This is a genomic window from [Mycoplasma] cavipharyngis (assembly GCF_042984175.1).
In the GTDB taxonomy this organism is placed as follows: Bacteria; Bacillota_I; Bacilli_A; order Mycoplasmatales; family Mycoplasmoidaceae; genus Mycoplasma_N; species Mycoplasma_N cavipharyngis.
The window spans coordinates 963,649-986,949 of sequence record NZ_CP155569.1 but is presented as its reverse complement, the minus strand read 5'-3'; the positions used below and the strand labels follow the sequence as shown (position 1 = coordinate 986,949).

Annotated in this window: 23 protein-coding genes; 14 read left to right on the top strand and 9 right to left on the bottom strand. The window is 25.9% G+C overall.

The window, feature by feature from the left end:
* The first annotated feature begins 4 nt into the window (after positions 1-4).
* The 6 genes from MCAV_RS03925 to MCAV_RS03900 all read left to right on the top strand — a co-directional run bounded on the left by MCAV_RS03925 (position 5) and on the right by MCAV_RS03900 (position 8,656).
* On the top strand, positions 5-952 hold the full coding sequence (locus MCAV_RS03925) for an MSC_0882 family membrane protein (protein ID WP_391591815.1): 948 nt from the start codon (positions 5-7) through the stop codon (positions 950-952).
* Positions 953-1,149: 197 nt separating this feature from the next.
* Positions 1,150-2,718 carry a phosphatidylserine/phosphatidylglycerophosphate/cardiolipin synthase family protein gene (locus MCAV_RS03920; protein WP_391591814.1) on the top strand — a complete coding sequence of 523 codons (1,569 nt, stop codon included), beginning with the start codon at positions 1,150-1,152 and terminating at the stop codon, positions 2,716-2,718.
* 233 nt (positions 2,719-2,951) lie between these two features.
* Positions 2,952-3,260 carry a hypothetical protein gene (locus MCAV_RS03915; protein WP_391591813.1) on the top strand — a complete coding sequence of 103 codons (309 nt, stop codon included), beginning with the start codon at positions 2,952-2,954 and terminating at the stop codon, positions 3,258-3,260.
* On the top strand, positions 3,245-5,167 hold the full coding sequence (locus MCAV_RS03910; protein ID WP_391592252.1) for an SGNH/GDSL hydrolase family protein: 1,923 nt from the start codon (positions 3,245-3,247) through the stop codon (positions 5,165-5,167). Before MCAV_RS03915 ends, MCAV_RS03910 begins: the two co-directional genes overlap by 16 nt.
* Positions 5,168-5,236: 69 nt before the next feature.
* Positions 5,237-6,484, top strand: a complete 1,248-nt coding sequence (locus tag MCAV_RS03905; protein WP_391591812.1) for a hypothetical protein — start codon at positions 5,237-5,239, stop codon at positions 6,482-6,484.
* A gap of 90 nt (positions 6,485-6,574) precedes the next feature.
* On the top strand, positions 6,575-8,656 hold the full coding sequence (locus MCAV_RS03900) for an SGNH/GDSL hydrolase family protein (protein WP_391591811.1): 2,082 nt from the start codon (positions 6,575-6,577) through the stop codon (positions 8,654-8,656).
* Positions 8,657-8,700: 44 nt separating this feature from the next.
* Here MCAV_RS03900 and MCAV_RS03895 read toward each other — a convergent pair whose 3' ends face one another.
* Positions 8,701-9,228 (bottom strand): adenine phosphoribosyltransferase, encoded by a 528-nt coding sequence (locus MCAV_RS03895; RefSeq protein ID WP_391591810.1) that lies wholly within the window; start codon positions 9,226-9,228, stop codon positions 8,701-8,703.
* A gap of 303 nt (positions 9,229-9,531) precedes the next feature.
* On the opposite strand from MCAV_RS03895, the gene MCAV_RS03890 reads away from it, so the two are divergent.
* Both MCAV_RS03890 and MCAV_RS03885 read left to right on the top strand, forming a co-directional pair.
* A complete protein-coding gene (locus MCAV_RS03890) occupies positions 9,532-10,089 on the top strand; it encodes an inorganic diphosphatase (protein WP_391591809.1) in 558 nt (185 codons plus the stop codon).
* 3 nt (positions 10,090-10,092) lie between these two features.
* Entirely contained in the window at positions 10,093-10,776 is a 684-nt protein-coding gene (locus MCAV_RS03885) for a signal peptidase II (RefSeq protein WP_391591808.1), read from the top strand.
* Positions 10,777-10,871: 95 nt separating this feature from the next.
* On the opposite strand, the gene MCAV_RS03880 is transcribed toward MCAV_RS03885, so the two are convergent.
* From MCAV_RS03880 to rpsT, 6 genes are all read right to left on the bottom strand, one after another.
* Entirely contained in the window at positions 10,872-11,999 is a 1,128-nt protein-coding gene (locus MCAV_RS03880) for an ECF transporter S component (RefSeq protein WP_391591807.1), read from the bottom strand.
* 67 nt (positions 12,000-12,066) lie between these two features.
* A complete protein-coding gene (locus MCAV_RS03875; RefSeq protein ID WP_391591806.1) occupies positions 12,067-12,414 on the bottom strand; it encodes a thioredoxin domain-containing protein in 348 nt (115 codons plus the stop codon).
* A gap of 30 nt (positions 12,415-12,444) precedes the next feature.
* The gene (locus MCAV_RS03870) at positions 12,445-13,425 is read right to left on the bottom strand and encodes a hypothetical protein (RefSeq protein WP_391591805.1); all 981 of its coding nucleotides are present in this window, start codon (positions 13,423-13,425) and stop codon (positions 12,445-12,447) included.
* A gap of 161 nt (positions 13,426-13,586) precedes the next feature.
* Positions 13,587-14,945, bottom strand: a complete 1,359-nt coding sequence (tig, locus tag MCAV_RS03865; protein ID WP_391591804.1) for a trigger factor — start codon at positions 14,943-14,945, stop codon at positions 13,587-13,589.
* A gap of 85 nt (positions 14,946-15,030) precedes the next feature.
* On the bottom strand, positions 15,031-15,195 hold the full coding sequence (gene rpsU, locus MCAV_RS03860; protein WP_391591803.1) for a 30S ribosomal protein S21: 165 nt from the start codon (positions 15,193-15,195) through the stop codon (positions 15,031-15,033).
* Between the two features lie 73 nt (positions 15,196-15,268).
* Positions 15,269-15,529, bottom strand: coding sequence for a 30S ribosomal protein S20 (rpsT, locus tag MCAV_RS03855; protein WP_391591802.1), 261 nt, complete (start codon positions 15,527-15,529; stop codon positions 15,269-15,271).
* 283 nt (positions 15,530-15,812) lie between these two features.
* On the opposite strand from rpsT, the gene MCAV_RS03850 reads away from it, so the two are divergent.
* Positions 15,813-16,736, top strand: coding sequence for a DUF5385 family protein (locus MCAV_RS03850; RefSeq protein WP_391591801.1), 924 nt, complete (start codon positions 15,813-15,815; stop codon positions 16,734-16,736).
* Positions 16,737-16,740: 4 nt separating this feature from the next.
* On the opposite strand, the gene MCAV_RS03845 is transcribed toward MCAV_RS03850, so the two are convergent.
* Positions 16,741-17,229, bottom strand: coding sequence for a Holliday junction resolvase RecU (locus MCAV_RS03845; protein WP_391591800.1), 489 nt, complete (start codon positions 17,227-17,229; stop codon positions 16,741-16,743).
* 94 nt (positions 17,230-17,323) lie between these two features.
* On the opposite strand from MCAV_RS03845, the gene MCAV_RS03840 reads away from it, so the two are divergent.
* Positions 17,324-17,989, top strand: coding sequence for a tRNA (adenine(22)-N(1))-methyltransferase TrmK (locus MCAV_RS03840; RefSeq protein WP_391591799.1), 666 nt, complete (start codon positions 17,324-17,326; stop codon positions 17,987-17,989).
* Entirely contained in the window at positions 17,982-18,755 is a 774-nt protein-coding gene (locus MCAV_RS03835) for a Nif3-like dinuclear metal center hexameric protein (RefSeq protein ID WP_391591798.1), read from the top strand. Before MCAV_RS03840 ends, MCAV_RS03835 begins: the two co-directional genes overlap by 8 nt.
* A 6-nt stretch (positions 18,756-18,761) precedes the next feature.
* Here MCAV_RS03835 and hpt read toward each other — a convergent pair whose 3' ends face one another.
* On the bottom strand, positions 18,762-19,307 hold the full coding sequence (hpt, locus tag MCAV_RS03830) for a hypoxanthine phosphoribosyltransferase (RefSeq protein ID WP_391591797.1): 546 nt from the start codon (positions 19,305-19,307) through the stop codon (positions 18,762-18,764).
* A 231-nt stretch (positions 19,308-19,538) separates the two neighbouring features.
* Between hpt and MCAV_RS03825 the strand changes: the two genes are divergently transcribed.
* Genes MCAV_RS03825 through cysS form a run of 3 tightly spaced genes read left to right on the top strand, consistent with a single transcriptional unit; the run spans position 19,539 to position 23,297 of the window.
* Entirely contained in the window at positions 19,539-19,916 is a 378-nt protein-coding gene (locus MCAV_RS03825; RefSeq protein WP_391591796.1) for a hypothetical protein, read from the top strand.
* Between the two features lie 26 nt (positions 19,917-19,942).
* A complete protein-coding gene (gene ligA, locus MCAV_RS03820) occupies positions 19,943-21,994 on the top strand; it encodes an NAD-dependent DNA ligase LigA (RefSeq protein ID WP_391591795.1) in 2,052 nt (683 codons plus the stop codon).
* Positions 21,981-23,297 (top strand): cysteine--tRNA ligase, encoded by a 1,317-nt coding sequence (gene cysS, locus MCAV_RS03815; RefSeq protein WP_391591794.1) that lies wholly within the window; start codon positions 21,981-21,983, stop codon positions 23,295-23,297. The genes ligA and cysS overlap by 14 nt, the downstream gene beginning before the upstream one ends.
* Positions 23,298-23,301: the final 4 nt, after the last annotated feature.

The window sequence follows — 23,301 nt, the reverse complement described above, 5'->3', positions numbered from 1 at the left end:
AAATATGATTAACCAAACGATTCCAAGATCTGATCAAACTGAAAAAAGTGGTATTGCAACAAAACAGTCTTATCACCATTCAGAAATTCCTTCATCAAGTATTCAAGCGAATAGAAGAAAAGACACTCGACCAATTTTTTATGTTCGAGCGTTTCATGTTCGCATTTTTTCTTGTTTTATTGCTAATATTGTTGGTTTAGCAGCAACTGCTTGTTTTATTCTTTTATGTCTAGCAATTTTTTATCCATCATTTGACTTAAGAGTTTTAAAAATTCAATTAGATTTAAATTCTAGTTACTGGCCAATTTTATTACCATTTGGTTTTATTTATGGCGTTATCATTTGAATTTGAATTAATAATATTATTATTTATTCAGGTTTTGCTAAAGAAAATGCTAAAGTTAAAGAAACAGGATTTCCTAGTGAACCAACTTATTATGTTAAAAGAACTTATGTTTTACTAAGAACAGGAAAAAATTCTTTAGCTTGATTAGCAGCAGCTGTTTATGTTACTTTAGTTTTATCAGTGATTTTAATTTTCATTGCTGTTTTTGCAATTAATAGTTGATATGTTGGTGGTCAGAAAACTTTAGCTGAATCAGCAAAATTAGTAACTAAATTTTCTGAAACTGATACTGGTAATTTTGGTTTAAGAACTTATTTAATTATTATTGGAATTATTGCTACTATTTTTCTATTTTTACATGTGATTAGAAGTTTATGACTAAAATCACAAATTATGCAATTAGAAGCAGAATATGGTGGTCCTGATAAAATTTTAGATCCTCAATATTTAGCTAACAAACTAAAAGCAACTAACCGTCGTAACATGATTATTTTTGCATGTTATATTTTTGTTTTAATTATCTCATTTGTATTGTTAATTAAATTACCACGTAAATTATTTCCTAAATTTAGTTTAAAAGATAAAATTTTAGCACCTTTTAAATAGGTTAAATTTAGTTTATTTTTCACTAAATAACTTATTATTAAAATTAATAAAATGTTGTGTCTAAATTTAATATTTAGATGCAACATTTTTTCAATTAGTTTAATTGATGAAAAAATATGATCTAAAAATGTCTAATATTAAATTACTCTTATGCAAGAAAGTAGAAAATATTATAAGAAAGATTTTAATTTCTAATAATGGTTAGCACAAAAAAAATCTGAATTAGATTTATTGCTTCAATTTTTTTAGTAGTAATCTACATTCTCTTTTTTTCTTTTTGGGTTAAAAACCAACAACCGATTAAAAATTATATTATTCTTGGAGCATTTTTATTTAACTATTTAGTTTCGATCATTCTTGCTAATTATATTATTAGTTCTAAACGTTATGAATCATTTAAATCATTATGAATCTTATGAATTATTTTGATTCCCTTTTTAGGCCAAACTTTATTTGTTTATTTTGGTGTTTCAGGAATTAGACGCAGAAGTTTAGCAGAATATCGTCATGATTTAAAACAATTTAATCAGTATGAAGATTTTAGTGATTTTGAAAAAATTAAGTTAGATTCTAACAATAAAAAAATGCCACTAGTTTTTGAGTATTTAAATCAAGCTTGTGATCGACCAGTATATCAAAATAATGATGTCAAGTTTCTTGCTAAACCCCATCAATCATTATTAGAAATTATTAAAACACTTCAACAGGCTGAAAAATTCATTCACTTAGAATACTATCAAATTCATCCTGGATTAGTTTGAGATGCAATTTTTGATATTTTAAAAACAAAAATTAAACAAGGTGTTGAAGTTAGAATTATTGTTGATTATATTGGTGCATTTAACAAATGAAGCAAAAAAAAATTAGCAGCAATTAGAGATGCAGGAATTGAAATTTATTATTTTAATGGCTTTCATTATTGAAAAACTTTTTCCTTACTTAATTTTCGTTGTCATAAAAAAGTTTTAATTGTTGATAATAAATATGCTATTTATGGTAGTGCTAATATTTCTGATTGTTATTTCAATATTTCTAAAGATAAATTTCCTTTAAATGATTATTGTTATTATTTAGAAGGACCAATTGTTAATAGTTTAAACTTATTATTTGCTTATGACTGAAACTTTCATTGTGGTAATTTACTAACTAATAATACTTTAATCAATCATCCAGAAAAATACTTTCAAATTTATCGTCCAACTAATAATCAAAATAATATGATTATGCAATTTGCTGAATCAGGACCTGATGTTAATGAAAAAATTTTTGTCAATAATTTAAACCAAATTATTTTACAAGCTAAAAGTAAAATTGAAATTGCCACACCATATTTTTTCCCAAATTCAAGTATTATTAATTCTTTAAAAATTGCTGCTGATTCAGGGATTAAAATTAAATTAATTTTCCCAAGAGAACCTGATCACACTAAAGTTGTTTTATCAATGAATCGTTTTTATTATGAAACCTTATTAGAATCAGGAATTGAAATTTATGAATATTATGGTTTTAATCATGAAAAAATTACTGTTGTTGATGAAAAATTAGTTTATACAGGAACATATAATTGAGACTTTCGTTCTTTATTTTTAAATTATGAAACAGTATTATTAATTTATTCTAAAAAAATGGCTGCAATTCATTCTCAAGCATTTCATGAACGGATTGCTAAATCACAAAAAATTGATTTTAGTACAATTAAACGGTGAAAAAATTGACGTCAAAAATTTTTTATTTTTTGCTTGAAATTAGTTTTTCCATTGATTTAAAAAAACTACAATTAGGATTTTAATTTTTTCAATCATTAATCCAAAAAAATTTATTAGTGAATACTAAACTAAAATAATTTTTTAATGATCAATAATTTAGAATAAATAAATAATTGATCATTGTGATAAAATATGATCCCATTTTGGATTAACTAATAACTAATTAAAAATATAAGGAGTAAATTTTAAGATGCTAATTTTGCTTGTGGCATTTTAATTTTTATCAAGATCAAATGTTGAAACGAAAATTAAAAAAATATTTTGGATTTGGTTTTATTTTTGTTGTTACAACAACTTTATTATTATCAGCTTGTTCAACAGCTACAAAATCAAATATTGACCCATCTTTTAAACCATCTACTGACCCTTCATCTCAGAATGATGATCCTGTTTCAAATGGTTCAAATCGATCTTCTGAAAATTCTAATAATGGTTCAAATGATTCACAAGATCAATCACCACCATCATCATTAAATGATCAATTAGAATCAGATAATAATAATGATCCTACTTCTAAAGAATTTAGATTAAAAAACAAATAAAATATGTTGCAATTGGTGATTCAGTTGCTGCTGGTTATAATGCTGATTTAGGTGGCATTGAAGCAAGTGGTAGTTTTAATAAATCTAATCAAAAAGTTAGTGGTTGAAGTTATCCTGCTTTTTTAGCTAATTATATTTTAAATACACCTTCTCTTGCTTTAGAAGAGTTTGATAATTTAGCAATTTCAGGATCACAAATTAATGATTGACTATATTTTTTAAATCATAAACCAAGTGATTATGAAGAAAATGCTCGTTTAAGTTATTTTAAATCAGTCTTAAATCAAAATAAGATTAGTGAAAATCCTTATAAAGATCGGATTACAAATTATTTTGGTACTTTTGATTCAAGTAATTTTTCAAAATTAATTACTAAAATTAAAGGCGCAAATTTAATTAGCATATCATTAGGCGCTAATGATTGATTTTCTCTCACAAATGATTTATTGAATTCAATTTTAGACCCTTCACTTAATAGTCCGCTTGGTTATTTGTCGATTTCTACAAGTTTTTTAACCGAATTTACAAACAGAATATCATCAATTAGAGATAAGTATGAAAGTTTAATTAGTGTAATCAAAAAAATTAATTCTAATGCAGAAATTGTGATTACTGATTATCCAATGCCACTATTAAGAATTCATCAAGTTATAAATCAAAAAGTTCTTGAAAAATTTAATCAATCTCTAGGCGAATTTGGCAAAACTATATCATCAGAATCTTTTTCTCATTTAAATAATATTAGTCAATCCATTCTAGATGATCTAAATTTAAAAGCAATTAAAAATGTGGCTAATAAAACTCAAGTTAATTTCATTCATGTTGATGATTCTATTAGTTGAAATCAAAATCGTCAAAAATTTGCTCATAATCCATTTGATATTCATCCAACTGAATATGGTCAAAAAAGAATTGCTGAAGATATTTTCTTAAAATTAAGTTTAAATCAAACTACTGATTCTCAAAATAGGATAGATCAATGAATTGAATTAAATCATAATTGAAATCAAAAATATTTATTAGAAGATAATAATCAATTTAGAAAAATTTTTGATGTTGATCTTTCTAATGAAGATTTAATTAGAACAATTTTGACTGATAGTAATAGCGTTTCTAAAAAAATTGAAGAGGAACAAATTTCAAACGATAGAGATTTAAATACAATTTGAAAAAGCGCTAATAAATCTCATTCTTTTATTGAGTTTGCTCAAAAAGGTGGGATTAATTTATACCAATTACTTCTTCAAGAATGATTAGGGTTAAAAGATCAAACTAAATTTAATAATTTTCTTCAAGAAAACGATAATTATTCTCATTTTTTAACATGATTGAATAATAATCCTGGGTTTTTAACTGATCTTTATAACAACTTAGAAGATAATTTAGATCTAATCGATGAAGAAAATCGAATAAATCAGAAATATCAAACAGCAACTAATGTTACTAATAAATTAATCTTTTTTAATGTTGATAATATTAGTCCAATTACACTAACTAATCTTGCCAATGCATTACATAATTTATCAATTCAAACTACTTGAAGTAAAGATCAAGTGACTAGATTTATTGATTTCTTTAAAAAGGATCAAGAATTGAATCAATATTTATCTGAGTTAATTGTTGAAAATCCTGGATATTTTTTCAGAAAATTAATTGATGCTCTAAAACAAATTAATGAAATAAATAATTTTAATATTCCAGAATTAGCACAATTGAATTTTAATCAAATTAATACTTCTAATGTATTTTTAAATGATGTTAAAACATTTATCGCCCAAGTAGTTGAAGCAATTTTTGTCCATGATTTTAATTGAAATGGAAATCAAACTGCAGATGGTTTTCTGAAAAACTTTGTTCAAAAAACTTTTGAATCTCTAAAAACAAATATCAGTTCTAATAATTATTAAAATTAATTTAATAATTTTAATATTTAATCAAATCACTGTTTGTAAGAATAACAGTGATTTTTTTAATTATTGTACTACCCCTCCTTCCTTGCTGCCATCTCATCTGACAACTTTTATTTTAATAATAAGGAAGGAGGAGTGTATGTTAATCAGGTGAATCCAAGCACAAATATGAATGCCAACAACACGAATGATAACATGATGTTTGACTCATCAAGTGGCATTATTACAGACTCAGATGGATTAATCCAAGGAAGTAATAATGCTAACCGTTCCAAAGGCCTCAACTTTGGTTCCACCCGCTTAATGATCACTAAAGACATTAATAATATTGACTTTAGTCATAATCAAATTGAGGTATTCCCCGTTTCTCCCAACTTATTTACTAATATTAATTTTAGTAGTAACAAACTCAAATATGTTCCTCCATTAGGGATTAAACCTCTACCTTACTTGCAGTTCTGGTTTTATCATTTATCATTAATGAAGGTGGCAAACAACATGTTTTATGATGCTATGCACGGACCTGGACCAAATCCTGAGAATTGGAATAAGTATTATAGTACGAAAGGGGTGAATGAGAAGTCAGATGGGTTTAGTCTTGGTAGTACAGGTCTTGCCAACGACAAAATCCAACGAATTGGTCTAGCAGATGTCAATCAAACTTTACCTAAAATTAGTTTTGCTAACAACCAGTTGCTTGATTTTTGACCACAGCAAAAACAAACTGACAGCTGGTATTTGTGACCGAAGTTGACGGTTGGTGAAAACGATCGGGAAGGTCCCACAGGGATGATTCAGTATGGGTTTGGTGGGGGAAGTGGAAGTGGGGGTGGTCTGGTAGGGGGAGCCAGCTCCCCCTCCAAGCAAATTATGATCAAAAACAACCCAACAAATGTGATGGGCAAACCCATCTTTCCATGAAACAACCAAATTGGATCTTCTTCAGACAATACCACCTTCAACCCTTATTTTCGCCGAATTTGAGTTGGAGCGAATTTAGCGGGATTGGTTACTGGAGGAGATAAAACACCCTTTTTCAGCCACACTTATTTAGGGGGCATTAACCGTGATTTTGCTTATCAAGTGGCTGATGTTTCTGATAGTATTGATACAAATGCTAACATTAACAGCTTGAAACTGGAGGGAACAAATACTCCCGCCTATGGCTCATACAAGTTATGAGCCACTGCATCACTTGATCGCTGGATTTATGCTCACTGGTTTAATCAACTAAGTGATAATGAAGTGTTATCTAAAGGGCAAATAAAAAAACGATTAATTTTTATTAACAAGATTATCTTTAAAATTAACTAGTGATTAATTAATTTAATCTTTATAATAAAACTCAGTTTTAAAGTAAGGAAATTATTAACTATAAAAAACTTTAAATTTAAAAAACACTTAATGTTTGTTGCAACAATTGGTTTGACTGGATCAATTGTGCTCTCAGCATGTTCACGATTACCAACAAAATCAACTAACAGACAACAAGCAGTTAATTATGTTGCAATTGGTGATTCAATTGCTGCTGGCTATAATGCTGATTTAGGTGGAATTGATGCTAGTGGTGAATATAATAATTTAAAAAATGTTAATGGATGAAGTTATCCAGCATTTTTAGCCCATTATATTAATAGTAATGATTCATTAGTTTTAAATGATTTTACTAATTTAGCAGTTTCAGGATCACAAATTACTGATTGATTATACTTTTTAGGTCAACCTAATTCAGATTATCAAGTTAGTCAAAGAATTCAATATTTTCAACAAGTCAAACAAAATAATCAATTAGAGCACAATCCATATAAAAATCGTCTAGAAAACTATTTTAAAAATTTTGCTGCTTCAGATTTTGATCAAGTAATTAATAAAATTAAAAACGCTAATTTAATTACCATTTCATTAGGTGGCAATGCTTTATTATCAGTATTATCATCAAATCAATTCCTAAATTTTATTACTCCAGAAAGTAGTATAAGTTTTTTTCTTAACATTGCTACTAATTATCAAAAATTAATTAATCGCATTAAAGCCATTAATCCTAATGCTGAAATTGTTTTAACTGATTATCCTAAACCATTATTAAGAATTAGTGAAACCATTGAACAAGCATTTAGTCATGGTTTATTTAAGTTCTCATTAGATGATCTTTTAAACCAATTAAATGTTAATACAATTGGTCAAATAGCAAAAACCAATAATGTTAATTGAGTTCATGTATATGATCAAGCTAATTGAAACAATCATGCTAGAGAATATGCTCATAATTTGTTTGACATTCACCCAACAATGATTGGTCATAAAAAAATTGCTCAAGACATCTTTTTAAAATTAAGTTTAACACCAAAAAACACACCTGAAGCAACAGTTAGTGAATGACACAAATTAAACCCTTTATGAGATCTTCAATATTTAAAAACTGATGCTCATCAACACAAACAACTTTTTAAACTTAATTTATCAGATCAAAATTTAGTACATGAAATTGCTGGAACAAAGGGTAATGAAACTGTATTTAGAAAATCAACTTTAGAAAATGATGCCAGTTTAAATAAGATTTTATCCCAAAATCAAACTGGTAAATCATTTTTAGCTTTACTTAAATCATCAGGAATTAGTTTTTATCAACTATATTTATCTAAATGATTAGGTGTGATGGCAAACGATTCATTTAATACATTTATTAGTGCAAATAATAATTATCAAAAACTAGTTAGTTGATTAGCAAATAATCCTAAATTTACTGATAATTTAGTTTTTAATTTAACAACAAACTTAGATCAAGTGGGCACAAAAAAACTAAGTCAATCTGATTTAGTCAATAATTTTAATTTTATTGTTGCTGATCAGATTAATAATAGTTCCATGATTAATCTAATTCAAGCAGGTCAAGATTTAGTTAATAACAATTACTTTCAAGATTTAAAAAATAATTCTAATTCATCAACTTCAACTACAACTTCAACAAAAGATAATCAATCTAATCAGATTCATAATCAAGTTGCTCAAAAATTTCTTGAATTTTTTGAACCAAATCAATTTTTTAATAATTATTTATTAAAAAACATCAAAAAAGATCTTGTTAGTTTTTTTGAAAACTTATTAAGATTTTTATTATCAAATGTTAATAATTGAACTAATGAAACATATCAAAAATTATTTGATGCAATTAAAGAATTAAATAATTCTAAACCAACTCAAGTTTTAAATAACAATCAAGATTTTGATACTAAGTTAAAAACTTGAATTAAAGATTTTGCTGCAATTTTATTTGACAGTAATTTAAAAACAGTTAGACCATCTCCTGCTAACAATCAAATTAAAAATAATAATGGTTTAGATGATTTGGGTTATCAAAAAAATGAATTTAATTATCTTGTTGAAAACTGATCTTTTGATAATGTCAAAATTCTTGCTACACTTCTTAATGTAACACTAGTTGATCGCAATCAAGCTAATGCAACTGATTCAACAGCAAAAAAATAATAAAAGAATTTTAGAATTAATTTGTGATTTTATGCTGGCTGTTTTTAGTAACTAACAACTGCAAACACTGGTGTAGAAGCATTGGCTCGACCATTTAGTGCTTTAATTTCAACACAAAAAGCACTACCAATTAAAATCCCACCAAGTTTTTTAATTAGTTTTGCTAAACAATTAGTAGTTCCACCAGTTGCTAATAAATCATCAATAATCAAAACTCTTTGATTAGGTAGAATTGCGTCTTGATGAACATGAAAAGCAGTTTTAGCATATTCTAAAACACAAGGTTCACTAACAGTTTCTCGTGGTAATTTTTCTGGTTTTCTTGCTAAAACAAAAGGTAAATTGGCCTTTAGTGCAGTTGGTAGACCAAATAAAAAACCACGTGATTCAGGTGCTAAAATAACATCAGCTTTCATATCAATTGCAAAAACAACTAATTCATCAATAATTTTGTTAACTAATTCTGGCTTTAAAAACAATGGTGTAATATCTTTAAAATTAATTCCTTTAATAGGAAAGTTGTCCACATTAACAATTTGGTGATAAATTTCTTTTAAATACTTTTGATCCATAAAATTTTTTAATTTTGATAAACACTTAATAAATAGGAAAAAATAATTTTAAATTATTTTTAAACAATTTAGTAACAAAATTACTAACTAATCTCATTAAAAAAACTTGTTAATACTTGATGGCTAAAAAAAGATAAAATTTTTTATTTGTTTTTGATTTAATATTATATTTTTCAATAGTTGCAATATAATTAAAAAATTAGTAATTAATTTTTTTAAGCTATTTTGAGCATAAACTTAAAAAAATTGATTCATTTGATAATAAATCAATAACAATTGATAATTTTTGAAAGGTTTTATGATATGAAAAACAGTTTTGTTTTAAATGTAATGATTGAAATCCCAAAATTTTCTAAAATTAAATATGAATATAATCGTAGTGATCATAAAATTTATGTTGATCGAATTTTATATGGTGCAGGATCATACCCTCACAATTATGGTTTAATTGAAAAAACAATTGATTGGGATGGGGATGAATTAGATGCTTTAGTAATTGCTGATCAAGCATTTCAAGTTGGATCAATCGTTCCTGTACGAGTTTTAGGAGCAATGAGTATGGTTGATCAAGATGAAACTGATACGAAACTAATTACTGTAATTGACGTTGATCCAAGATATAGTAATTATCAATCATTAAAAGATTTACCAGAACATTTATTAGCTGAAATTAAAGACTTTTTTATGACTTATAAAAATTTAGAAAAGAAAAAAGTTGATGTTGGTAGTTTTCATGATCTAGATTATGCAATTCAAGAATTACAAGAATGCCAACATTTATATGAGCAATATCATCATTTAGATAAATCTGAATTTTTAAAATTAATGCAAAAAAAACATCCTGAGAAATATTGTAAATAAATTGTGAAAAACGTATTAGAAAAATTTGTTGATCCTAATTTTTGATTAGCACAAAAAAATAACATTAGAAATTATTATTTTGATTTATTTGTTGTGCAACGCAAAAAACTTTTAATTAATTACGCCATTACTTCATTAGTAATGATTATTATTTTTGGCATTTCCTTTGGATTAAGACAACATTATCTTAATTTAACATTTGCTGCTAATTTTAATCAAGCAACAACTAAAATTGCAGCAAATACTGGAATTTCTTTTGGACTATTAAGTAATAATGCTGCTGCTGTTTATGTTTTACAAATTATTCCTGTAATTCTAACAGGGATCATTTTAATTCATAATACGAAATATTATAATGCTATAGCAGTAACTTTAGTTTTTGCATCAGGAATGTCTAATTTTATTGATCGTTTAGTTCCTGATTATTTTGGTACTAACTTAGATAAAACTCAATTAGTTGATAACAACCTTTATTTAGCAGTTAATGCTGTTGTTGACTATTGAACAATTGATAATAATTCCATTTTTAACTTTCCTGATGTTTTTATTTTAATTGGCATTGGTCTAGTTGTTCTAGGATCTTTTTATTTTTCTTGACAAGATGCTAAAGCTAGATTAAACCAAATCAAAGCTGAAGAAGCAGCAGAATCAGAAAATAATGATCAGCAAAAAAAAGTACAATCATAATTAATCATCTTAAAATCAATAAATATCAAATAAAAAACATCCCATTGATCAAAAAATGATGGGATGTTTTTTTAATGTGATGAACAACTTAATTGTTAGTTGTAGTATAAAGGTTGATAAATATCTTCAACCATATCATCTGTATATTGGTATTTAACAATTGGTAAAACTAGACGTGAAACTAAATAAATTAAAATTGTATTTACAAATAACATTGGTCATAAGAAAACAAATCGCGCTGCAAATCATTGGTTGAAAGGCAATGTTGATATAGAAATATCAAAAACTGGTAATAAAAATAAGTCAATACCAACTTGAATCATTAAATTAATTGTTAATGAAGCAATAAATAAAATGTACCAGTTAACTTCACTGCGATTATGACCTTTTAGAGCAATATTAACTTGTCCATATTTTGGTAAGTTAATGAAATATGGTTTGTTATTACGAGCTGATTTACGGTATTTTGATAATGGATATAATACTCAAATAATAAATACTGATAATAAACATAAAGTTATAATCGCATAAAACATTAAGTTTTTACTTAAAAAAGAAAAACTAACAAAACTATCAATTTTAAAATCACTAGATAAGTTTTCAAACATTAAAACTGTTAGACCAATAATTAGAGCAATTAAAACAGTACACAAACAAGAGAAGTTAAAATTTTTATTTTTTGAATAAACAATAAAAGTTTTAACTAAGCCTGATAAAAAACCATAAGCGATTGCAGCAATGAAATAACCATAATGGAAAATTCCTGAAGTTAAAATCACTGTTAATAAATCAGTTAGTGCTCCAATAATAATCCCTAAAAATGGTCCAAATAAAATCCCACCAATCCGAATTAAAATACTTTCAATACTAATCCTACTACCAACATAAACACGAAAGATCACACCTAATGAATTAGCTGATAAGATTGTTAGTGAGAAAATAATTGCTACTGACATTGATATTACCATAGCAATATTAGCAATTCCTTTAATTTGGGTTCTTGGAATAATGTAATATCGTTTATGTAACCAAAATCAATAGTAAATTTTTTTAATTAATGATAAAAGAAAAATAAACCCAACAAAACCAAAAAAAACTAATATTGCTTGTGTTTCATTTAATGGTGGTAAATTAGATGATGGTTCATCATTAGTTGTTGTGATAGCATTTTGACTCACAACTTTAACTACTTGAGATAGTTGGTGGGTAATTATTGATTTCATAATTATTATAAGTTGCAATAAAATAAATAACACCTGTTAGCAACTAAACAAGTGTTATTATTAAATTTTATTTAATAGCAGATTCACCAAAAGCGTGTTTAGTTTCTTCTAAAAACGCAGCAATTGGTTTAAAACCAAAAAAACGATGAACTTCTTTTCCTTGATGATAAAACGCCACTGTTGGTAAAGTATGCACTCCTTGTTGACTTGCAATATCTGTTAAATCATCAACATTAACTTTAACAATTTGAATAGAATTTGATAAAGAGTCATTAACTATAACTGTGTCTAAAGTGTTAGAAAACATTTTGCAAGGAGGACATCAAGTAGCAAAATAATCAACAATTAAAAACTTTTCAGTTTCTAATAATTTCTTAAATTGTGCAGCAGTTTCAACAGTAATATATGATTTCATCATTGATCCTTTCTTAATTAATTTTTTAAATTAAGCAGCAATTTTGATCAATTGGGATTCTTCTAATTGAGCATCAATGATTGGTTCAGGACTATGAATTTTAAATTCTAATTCAACTTGTTTTTTATTTTCTAAAATTTTTTTGAATTCTTTACCAATTTCAGAATTAAAAATACCAGAATTGTATAAGAAACTTAAATCAAAATTAACTTTTAAAATTGGCAATCCTAATTCCAAATCAGTTTCTAAGTTATAAACAAATAAACGATAACTAGCTCTTCGATTATAAGAAGTTGCTAATAATACTTCTTTTGCTTGAAACAAATCAACACCATTAATATCAACTAATTTAGCAGCATATTGATCAATGTCTAAATTAATTTCTGATTCTTCAGTTGTTTGTGACATTTGATCATGATGATAAGAAATCATTTGCTGATTATTTTTTTCAACCACTGCTAACTGATTTGTCATAGTAGAATGATTATTTGTTGTAGCATTATTATTAATTTGTTCACTAGTGGTTTCGATTTTTTTGGATCGAGTTTTAAATAGTGAAGCTAATCAAGCAAAAAAACCCCGTTTTTCTTTATGAACAACTGGTTTAGCAACTGGTTGTTGTTGCATTTGTTGTTCATTAGTCATTTGACTGATTGTTTGAACTGATTCGTGATTTAATTTGGTGCCATTAGAAGAACTATGATCTAATGCTGGTTCGTTTGATTTTAAAAAATTAGCAGTTTTTAAATCATGGACTAAAGGACAAATTCATTCAAAATCAGAAAGAATTACTTTGCGATTTTTTGTTTGATATGATAGTATAGGATATAAAATATTATTCTCAGTTGCATCATAAATATAATCACATTCATCCTTATCAGGCTGAAAAAACAAATTTAACTCATCTCAGAGAGTATAACCATTATGAGTTTTAATTGATTTAAAATAACGAATAATATGACTGACTAATCATGAATTTTCGTCAGGGTAAACTGGTTTCTTTGATTCCATAATTTTTTAGCAAAACCTATTTTTTTAAAATTTTTCAACAATCTAAATATGTTTATTAATTATAACAACTTATTTTTATTAAAAGGCATTTATTTGTTTAGATTATTATTTTCAACGTTTTAGAAGCAAAATTAAACTAATATACATAAATAATTTAATTCTTAATCATTAGTTTTTTGTGCTTCGTCTTTTTTCTCTTCGAATTTTTCTTCATAAACAACATTATTAGTTAAAAAATCAATTACTTTTTTTTGTAAAGCAATTCGTTTTAAAGTCGTTTTTTCATCAAAACTGTTAATGACTTTTTTAGTACGATTTTGAATTTCGATTTTAGCAACTTCAAGATCTAATTCTTCAACTTTAATGTTCTCTTTTTTAGCAATAGCATGAGTCATTACATATAACACTAAAGCATTAACTGTATCAAAATAAACATTTTCTCTAAATTGTTCATCAGTAACATTAATTAGTTGTAAGTATTTTTTATACCCACCCATATTTTTATAAGTTTCATCAATCATTTTAACTGCATCATGATAAAAACCAGCAAATTCTTTTTTAATGGTATTTTCTGGTAAATAACTAATTTTATTATTTTTATTATTTAACAACCAAATTAAAACTTCATTTTTTAATGCTTTTTCTCTTTTATCTTTATTTTCAGCAATTAATTGTTCATGAATGTATTTTTTATAGCCCTCAACTGTTTTTTCTTTTAGATTAGTAAATTGAGAGACATATTGTTCATCTAATTTAGGAATTTCTTTAACTTTAACATCATGAATTTCGACATCAAAAACAACGTTTTGTCCTTTTAAATCTTCAGCATGATAATTGTTAGGAAACTTAATTGTAAAAGTTTTTTTATCACCTTTTTTTAAACCGATTAATTCTTCAGCATAACCAGAAATAAAATGAGAATTAGCCAAATCTAATTCATATTTTTCAGCTTTAGCATTGGCTAGAATTTTATTGTTTAGTGAACCTTGAAAATCAAAAATGACAACGTCTTTATTAGTTGCAGGTTGATCTGTTGAAATTAGCATCGCATTTTCAGCTAAACGTTTTTCAACAACGTCTGCTAATCGCTCTTCAGTTACTTTAACGATTTTAACATCAGGATTATGAGAAATAATTTTAGTATAATCATCAAGTGTTGCTATTGGTAATGATTCATAATTAATTTTGACTTCAACAGTTTTCTCTTGGGGATCAAACTTAATCACTTCATAACCAATTGGTTCACCAAGAATTTCTTCAACCCGTTCATCATCTTGGTTTTCTAATCAATTACTAGCAATTAATGAAACTTTTTTTAAACTTTTTTCTAACCATTCCTCCTTATTAACTGATTTTTCAGCCATTTCTACAGGGGCTTTACCTTTTCTGAAACCAGGAACTTTAACTTCAGATAATAACACCTTTAATTGTTTTTCACTAGCTTCTTTAAAGATTTTGGGCTCAATTAATACTCTAACTTGAGTTGTATTATTTTCAGTAGTAAAATCTAAAATTTTCATTTATCTAAATTTATTTTGTTTTTTTATTATTATCGATTTAGCACGTTATAAAAATTAGTTTTAATTAAAATTTTACTAATTTTAATTAATGACGTTTTTTAGCAGCTGCTTTTGATTTTTCACGTGCTTTTAAACCAGGACGTAAATAAAAATCATATTTCTTTTTAGTACGACGAATTTCACTAGAAATACGTTTAAACTCTTTTAAAGCGTGTTCAACCTCATTGTTAACCACCTTGACTTTTGCCATTGAAAGATTCACCTCCTGTTCAATTACTATTAAATTAATAATATTGATTTTGACTTTATTTTTAACAATTTTTCTATTCAGTTGCTTGGGGAGAATTTAACTTATTAACATGTTTAGCAAGACGGGATTTTAAGCGGTTGGCTGTAGTTTTTTTAATTAAACCCTTACTTGCTTTACTATCAATCGTTTTAAAAGCTAAATTAACTTTATCATTATTAGCAGTTGCTTTAGCTTCTTTAATTCGATTTCTTAAGTATGATTTTTGTGCTTTGTTGATAACTCTCGCCTTACGTGCTTTTTCAGCACTTTTAGCGTTTGATTTAATGTTTGCCACGTGAAATTAATTTCTTTTTTAGAATTGAAATGCTGTTTTTTCTTAAATTGTTATTTTTGTTAAATAATAAAAATCAAAGATCAATTTTCATTTTATAATTTTTTTTAAGATAAAATGAACTTTTTAAATTATAATGAAAAAATTTTTAAAAAATCATAATTTATTAACTTAAAATAATTGATTAGTGATTAATTTATGATTAAAAATTTTATTATTAATTATATATTTTAAAAACGTTTTAGGAATCTTTTAGAAAGAATCAATTTCTTACTAATAATTTTTTATGAATTCAGCATTTATAGTAATTGTTTTTGTCATTGCTGCAGTTTTATTCTTTTTTGTTAAAAAAAAGAAATCAAACGCTAAGTCTAATGAGCTTGATAAACGTAGTGGTGGGCAAAAACGCGATGAAGTTTGAAGAACAATTAAAGAATATTTAAGATCACAAAACTTAAAAGGTTTTGAAATTGTCTCAACTTATTCGATCCAAAGACCAAAACCAAAAGAACTTCATAAAAGATTAAAACAAGCATTAATTTTTGATGCTAAACAAATTGCTAAAAAAAATAAAACAAAATATGTCGCACCTAAAATATTAGACAAATTTCCTTTAGAAACATATTTTGAAAAATTAGCTGAAGAAACTTATGCTATAAGTCAAGTTCAACGTGAAACTTTTGCTACTGAAAGTATTAATACTGTTTCTAATAATGCCTTATTACACCAAAAAAGCCATCGAATTGATTTAACTAAGAAAAATAATTCTAAAAAATTTGTCTTACCAAAAATCAATTTCACTTTTTGGAAAAAAAAGGATCTTAATGAAACCGCTAAAATCCAATCTGATCGTGAACGTTATGTTTTAATTTTTAGAGTTAAAAACTCACGAACTCAAGAACTTTTAGAACCAAGAGCGATTGAAGTGGAAATTTTAAAAAACTTTATTGATAAAAAAACTAGTCATCGCAAAATTATTATTAATAAAGAATTAGATCTTGAAAAAGAGATGGCTTGAATTAAACCAATTAAACATCTTGATGATAAAAGAGCAATTGAAGATCAAAAACGAGCATTAAGACAAATGCAAAAAGATCAATTGCACGAATTAAAAAAACGCAATCAAGAATTATGACACCAAAAAGTTTTTCCTGAAGCAACAAGAAAAAAAGTGAGAGTTTTTATAGCCAAATTAAAAACCAAAAAATAATTTTTTATTCAATTAGATCAAGTCATTTAATAATTCCAGGAAAATGAATCGGCAATTCTTTAGCATTTTGATCACACCATTCTAAAGTTATTTTACTAATTTTGTTTTTTTTAAAATGATCAATTTGATCTGCTGTAATAAAAAAGATTTTTTCAACAGTAATGAAATTAAGAATTAAAAAACTAATTCCTTGAAATTGTTTAATGCGCTGCATTTGTTCTAACTGGTGTCGTTTTAATTGACTTAATTCAAAAACATTGTTTTCAGTTTCTTTAACTTCAAATTCAATGTATTTACCTTGATAAAGACCATAATAATCTAAACCAGATTTAGCAATGTAGCCATGAATTTTTTTGTTGTTTTTATCAACATTACTTAATTTAATGGGAACGTGGTTTTTTTGAAAGAAAGCAATATTGTTAGTGTAGTATCAATGAATACTGTTTTTTACTAAACTTTCAGTAAACATGCCCCGATTTTGATATAGTCGCATTATTATATTGAAATCCTACTATTAATTTAATAAGTTAAAATTAATTAAAAGCAGATTTTATTAGTAGTAATAAATTTAGAATTAAAAATAAGTAATGAAACGAATTGATCAAATTGCTAAACTAATGCTTAATAACCAATTACTAATTGATATTGGTTGTGATCATGGTTATTTAGGTATTAATGCACTAAATCAAAAAAAAGTGAAATTAGTTTGAAATGTGGAAATTAGTGCTTATGCTCTAGAAAATTGTTATCATAATTATGCTAAAGTTAATTTATTAGATCAAGTGTCTTTTTGACATAGTGATGGGTTTGAAAAATTACCACATGATTATCATCAATCAGCCACACTTGTTTGTGCAGGGATTGGATCAAAAACAATTTTAAAAATTTTATCTAATGTACCAAATTATGTTGATCAAATTATTTTATTATCACACACATTAGCTTATGAACTAAGACAATGAGCAACCAATCATCATTGGTATGTTTTTAATGAAGTTATGGTTAGTGATTATAATAAAATTTATGAACTAATTTATTTAGTTAAAAACAATCATTTAAGTCAATTACAATATCAAAATCAAACTGAATTTTGGTTCGGTTTGAAGCAATTTTATCACCATCCATCAAATTGAGATCACTTTTGTCTTTACTGAAAGCAACAAAAAACTAAATTATTAAAAATTCCAGTTACTAAACTGAGTTGCCAACAAAAAAAATTATTAGCCTTAATTACAGAACAACTTTATGATTAAATATTTAACTCACTGAGAAATTTATAAAAAACTGATTAAAATTTTTCCCTTAAAATTACAAGCAGATTGAGATCAATCAAAATTTATTTGCCATCTTAAAAATCGACACCAACCTTGTCATCGCATTTTTATTATGTTAGATTTAGAAAAATCATGATTTGAAAATCAAGAACTAACTAGTAATGATTTATTAATTATGCACCATCCAATTGTTTTAAGTCAAACACCAACTGATCAGAAAATGTTACAAACTTTAATTAAAAAACGAGTTCCAATTTTAATGTTACACACTAATTTTGATTTTCATCAAAATGGAATGAATTTTCTTATGGCTCAAACATTTGCTGATAGCAAATTAACTTATGCTCAAGAACATGGTTATTTTGTGAAATTAAAAAAAGCAATGACAGTTGCTAATATTGCTAATTTAATTAATGAAAAACATCAATGTTATCAAATTGTTTATGATCACTATTTTAAAAACCAGTTAATTAAAAACATTCAAATTATTTTAGGTTCAGGTGCATCTGAATTAGATCATTATCATCAAGTCAAAAAAATGCACCGCCTTGATTTATATATTACTGGTGATATGAAATGGCATGATTGGCAAAAAGCAAGACATTTAAATTTAGCAGTAATTGATTGTCATCATACAACAGAAAAAATCTTTGTTAATGCCATTAAAAACATAATTAAAACCCACTGTCAGTCTGATGCGACTTTAGTGACAGTGCCAACCCATTTAAAATTAGTTTATTTATAAAAATAACTACTTTTGATAAATTTCTGGTTTGAGAATGGCAATATATGGCAAATTACGTAAAATTTGTTTGTAGTCTAAACCAAAACCAACTACAAAAAGTGGTTCAATAGTAAAACAAGCAAAATCAACTTTTAAATCACAAACACGTTGACAAGGCTTATCTAACATCGCAACAATTTGCATTGATTTAGCTTTTCTTGATAAAATGATTTGTTTGATAATATTAATTGTTCTACCAGTATCAACAATATCTTCAATTAAAATAACATCACGATTAGCAATATCAGTTACTAAATCAGTGACAATTCTGACATTTTCAGTTGACTTTAAGCCACCTTCATAAGATGAAACTGTTAAAAAGTCAACTTCAACATCAATTTTAATATTAGGTAATAGTTGACCAATAAAAGGAATGCAGCCTTTAAGAATGCCAACTAAAATTGGTGGTTGTTGACAATTTTGATAAGTCTTATTAATATAATCAGCAGCTTTTTTAATACCAGTTTTTAATTCTTCAGTTGTAATTAAAATTCGTTGAATCCGATGATCCATAATTAGGTGGATAAATTTTATTCTTATAATAATCAATAAATTTAATTTTTTGTATCTATAGATTTTAAACAAAAAATTCTCAGATTATAAATAAATCTTTTAATTGATTTAGCAAATAAATTTTTTATTCAAACAAATATTTAATTGTTAAATGATTAATAACACTAGAATTCAAATTTTTTATTTGCTATAATTTTTAGCAACTAGAACTTAATAATGATTTTTTAAATTATGGCTAAACAAAATAAGAAGAAAAAAATTAAAGCAAATGTTGTTGTTAGCAAACCCAATAAGAACACTAATTTGGCAACTAAAAGTATTAAAAGTACGATTAGTGCCCTTAATCAATCAAATAACCAAATCTTAATTAATGATCAAACTAATAATTCATTATCTAAAACTGATCCTAACTCAACATCTGAAACTACTAAAGTAAAAAAAAGCATGCGTCAAAAATTTAATTTTTGACTTAAAGATCAATGAGAAGATTTAGTAATTTGATGATCAGCATTAGAAAGAAATCAGAAAATATTACGAGTGGTTATTTCTCTTAGTGCAATTATTGCAATTATTACAGGATTGTATTTTGCTTTTAGTGCCCTTAGATAAAAAAGTAATATTTGAACTAAATTAGTATGGATCAGAAAATTATTGAAAAAATTAAAAAATTAAGAAACAAAATTAATTTGTGAAATGATGCATACTATCAAGGTCAACCATTAGTTGATGATGAATTTTATGATGCGCAATTACGTCAATTAATTGCTTGAGAAAAACAATATCCTGAACTAATTGCTAATGATTCACCAAGTCAACAAGTTGGCACAGTGATTAAAAATGTTTTTTTGAAAAAAAACCATCAAGTGCCAATGCTATCATTAGATAATGCTTTTGATTTATCAGAATTAAATACTTTTTATCAAAATTGTTTTAAAGTGACTCATGATTTAAAAGGATTTATGATTGAACCCAAAATCGATGGTTCAAGTATTAGTTTAATTTATCGTGATAATTATTTATTTGATGCAGTTTCACGTGGTGATGGGTTTGTTGGTGAAAGCATTTTAAACAACATTAAAACAATTAAAAATATTCCCCATTATGTTGCTAATGGGCCTGGTAATTTTGAAGTTCGTGGTGAAATTTTTTTATCAAAACCTAATTATGAAAAATACAAGCAAACTGTTTTAGATCAACAAGATCAAACTTCTAATAAAGTTATTACTGTTGGTAATTCACGTAATATTGTTGCAGGAACATTACGTTTACTTAATCCCCAACTAGTTGCAACTAGACCTTTAGAAGCAGTATTTTATCAAATTGTTAATGCCATTGATTTAAAGATTACAACTCAAAAAGAAGTTCATCAACAATTAGTTAAATGACAATTTAGCATTCCTGATCAAAATTATGTCACTCATGAAAATGATTTTAATGACTTAGTGAAATTCATTGATCAATTTTTATTAGTTAAAAATCAATTATTAATTCCTTGTGATGGTTTAGTGATTAAAGTCAATAATTTATTAGTTCATGATTTAATTGGTTATACAGCTAAATTTCCTAAATGAGCAATTGCTTATAAATTTCCTTCAACAATTAAGAAAACAAGGTTATTAAAAATTGAACCAACTACAGGAAGAACTGGGAAAATTACTTATGTTGGCACATTAGCACCAGTTGATATTGATGGAACAATTATTCGATCAGTCACCTTACATAATGCACAATATATTATTCAAAAAGATTTAAGAATTAATGATCTTGTTAGTGTTTATAAATCAGGTGAAATTATTCCTCAAGTAATTGAAGTTGATCTTAATTGTCGTGATGATCATAGTGTTGCTTGAACACCAGTGCTAAATTGCCCAAGTTGTGATGATTCATTAATTGTTTTAGCTAATCAAGTCGATCAGTTTTGTCCTAATGAAAATTGTATGGCTAAAATTAGTGGGCAAATTATTCATTGATGTTCTAGAAATGCTATGAACATTGTTGGTTTATCTGAAAAAACAATTGCTAAATTTCAAAAGTTAAAAATTGTTCATGATATTAGTGATTTATATCATTTAGACCAACATAAAGATTTGATTTTAAATGCTAAGATTAATATTAAAGATAAACTATTTGATAAATTAATTGATGCTATTAATCAATCTAAAAATAATGATTTTCACCAAGTTTTATTTGGATTAGGAATTGAACATGTAGGCTTGCAAGTAGCAAAATTATTAGTTGATAAATATCATAATTTAACTAATTTAGCTCAAGCCAATTTTACTGATTTAGCAGCAATTAATGACATTGGTCCTAAAACAGCTCAAACAATTATTAATTGGTTTAATAAACCAAGCAATCAATTATTATTATCTAAGTTAGCAGCAGTAGGAATTAATTTTCAACAAAAACCCAAAGTGGTTGTTCATAATAATAACAATAATAATAATTCTTATTTACAAAATCAAAATGTTGTAATTACTGGAACATTTTGAATTAGTCGGGATCAATTAGGAGCAATTTTAAACCAACAATTTAATTGTCAAATTCAAAATCAAGTTACTAAAAAAACCAATTATTTAATTGTTGGCACTAATCCAGGTTCTAAACTAATTAAAGCAGAAAAATGAAACATTAAAACAATTGATCAAACTGAAATTAGAAAGTTAATTAATAATGACAACAATTAAAATTTTTGATAGTACTACTAATCAAAAAAAAATCTTAAATGATCCAATAATTTCCATATATGCATGTGGACCAACTGTTTATAATCACATTCATCTTGGTAACTTAAGAACCCCAATAACTTTTGATCTTTTTACTCGGTTTCTAAAATTAATTAATCGTCCGTTTTTATACGTGCATAATATTACTGATGTTGATGATAAGATTATTAATCAAGCACTAAAAGAAGAAATTAGTGAAACTGATTTAGTAGAGAAATACACAAATGCCTATTTAGCAATTTTAGATCAAATGCAAATTATTAGACCAAACTTTTTACCTAAAGTTTCAACTAATATTAGTGGCATTATTAGTTATATTGACAAAATCATTCAAAAAAATAAAGCTTATGTTGTTGCTGGTGATGTTTGATTTAAAGTTAGTGGAATTAGTCAATATGGTGAATTATCAAAACAAAATTTAGATCAATTAATTAATCAAAGTCGTGAATTAAATAATCAAGCTAATAAAAAAGATGCAGTTGATTTTGTATTATGAAAAAAAACTAATTTGGGGATTAATTGAAATGCACCATGATCAGTTGGTCGTCCTGGTTGACACACTGAATGTGCTTTTTTTATTAATCATTTTATTGGGCCTCAAGCAACCATTCATGGTGGTGGCTTAGATTTAAAGTTTCCCCATCATGAAAATGAAAATGCGCAAAATTATGCACTTTATGATTTAGCAATTGCTAAAGTTTGAATGCACATTGGCATTGTTACTGTTAATAATCAGAAAATGGCTAAATCATTAAACAACTTTATTTTAGTTAAAGATATTTTAGAACAGTATGATAGTAATGTGATTCGCTATTTTTTCTGTCAAACCCACTATCAAAACCCACTTGATTTTAATTGGGATAAATTAGCATTAATTAAAAAAATGATCATTAAATTATTTCACCCAATTCATGTTGCACGAACAAAATTAGTTGATCAAACCTATCAAACACCAACAATTACTATTGATCAAAAATTAGTTGATATTTTAAGTGATAATTTTAACTTAGCTAATTATTTAACTTTTTTAGAAGAATTAAAAAATAATTTAAATCAAGTTTTAAAAACAAATCAAAATGATTTAATTGCATTACATTTAGCACAACTAGTGTTTCATCTTGAATCCTTTGGTTTTATTATTCCTAATTTACATGATCAAATGACAATAGTTAAAATTAGGCAATGACGTAATTTTCTAGCAACAAAAAACTATCAATTAGCTGATCAAATGCGTGAGCAATTAATTAATTTAGGAGTTTGATAAAAAA